The sequence below is a fragment of the Actinosynnema sp. NPDC023658 genome, assembly GCF_040639995.1.
In the GTDB taxonomy this organism is placed as follows: Bacteria; Actinomycetota; Actinomycetes; order Mycobacteriales; family Pseudonocardiaceae; genus Actinosynnema.
On record NZ_JBFAAX010001394.1, the window covers coordinates 1 to 1,191 of the forward strand.

General features: G+C 75.6%; 1 protein-coding gene. It reads right to left on the bottom strand.

Annotated elements, in window-relative coordinates:
• On the bottom strand, positions 1 to 1,191 hold a 1,191-nt coding region (locus AB0G02_RS41270), incomplete at both ends, for a CHAT domain-containing protein (protein ID WP_360806329.1).

A 1,191-nucleotide genomic window follows, 5' to 3' on the forward strand; every position in this document is an offset into this window, starting at 1 on the left:
AGTCCGTCGGCGGCTACAACCAGATGAACGCGACCCGCCCGCAGACCATCGGGGCCGCCGTGGCCGACTCGCCGGTCGGGCAGCTCGCGTACAGCAGGGTGCGCGAGGCCCGCCATCTCGTGCGCGTACAGCGGGCCGTCGCTCAGCTCCAGGCGGGAGAACAGGGCGTTCTCCGGCTCGTGGACGCCGTGCGCGGCCAGGTGCGCGACCCCCGCGCCGTCCAGCGCCTCCAGCACCGTGGACACGCTGGCCTGCCCGCCCGACATCAGCGCCGCGGACCGGTAGTGCGCGCCCAGCCGGTCGATCTCACCGACGGCGGCGGGCAGCCCGGGACCGCGGACCAGCACGGTCCGCTCGGCGGGGCCGCCCTGGGCGCGGTCGGCGGCCAACCAGGCGGTGGCCGACGGGGCCACGGCGGTGGGCCGCGCGTGCAACGTGGGCAGCACGCCCCACGGGACCGCGTACAGCGCGCCCGTCGGCACGATCACCAGCTCACGCCCGCCGATCAGCTCGACCAGCGGGCGGATCAGCTGCGCGTCGAGCCGGTCCGCCTGCTTGTGCGCCGACACCGACAGCACCTGCACCAGCGGGTCCGGCAGGTGGTCGGGCGCCAGCGCGTTCAGGTCCGCGTTGAGCATCCGCGCGCTCTCGGCCGCCTGCTCGGCCGACCCGAGCCGGGCCAGGTGCACGCCCGAGTCGAGCACGACCACCGCCACCAGCGAGTCCTCGGACGACGCGAAGCTGACCAGCGCCCGGTCACCCAGCTGCGCCATCACGTCGTCCAGGCCGGCGACCGGACGCGAGCTGCCCCAGCGGCCGGTGTGCCAGCCGAGCCGGTTGGCCTCGCGGAGGCGTTCGGCCCGGCGGGCGCGCAGCGCGGCGGTCGAGTGACCGTCGTGCTCGGCCTGGTGGATCGACTGGGTGAGGCTGCGGACCTCCGCGATCCGCTCGGCCAGCTCGGGGTTGTCGACGTGGGTCAGCGGCTCGTAGCGGTAGGTCTGCGCGCGCGTGCGCTCCAGCCAGGCGAACAGCCTGCCGGGGTTGCCGTCGTCCAGGACGAGGTGCACGGCCAGCTCGGTCAGCTCCCGCCCGTGCAGCGCGGTGCCGGACAGCAGCTCCAGGCCCGCCATCCGGTCGCGCACGTGCTCGAGGTCGGTCAGCCCGGACCGGATCTCGGTGAGCGCCGTCGCC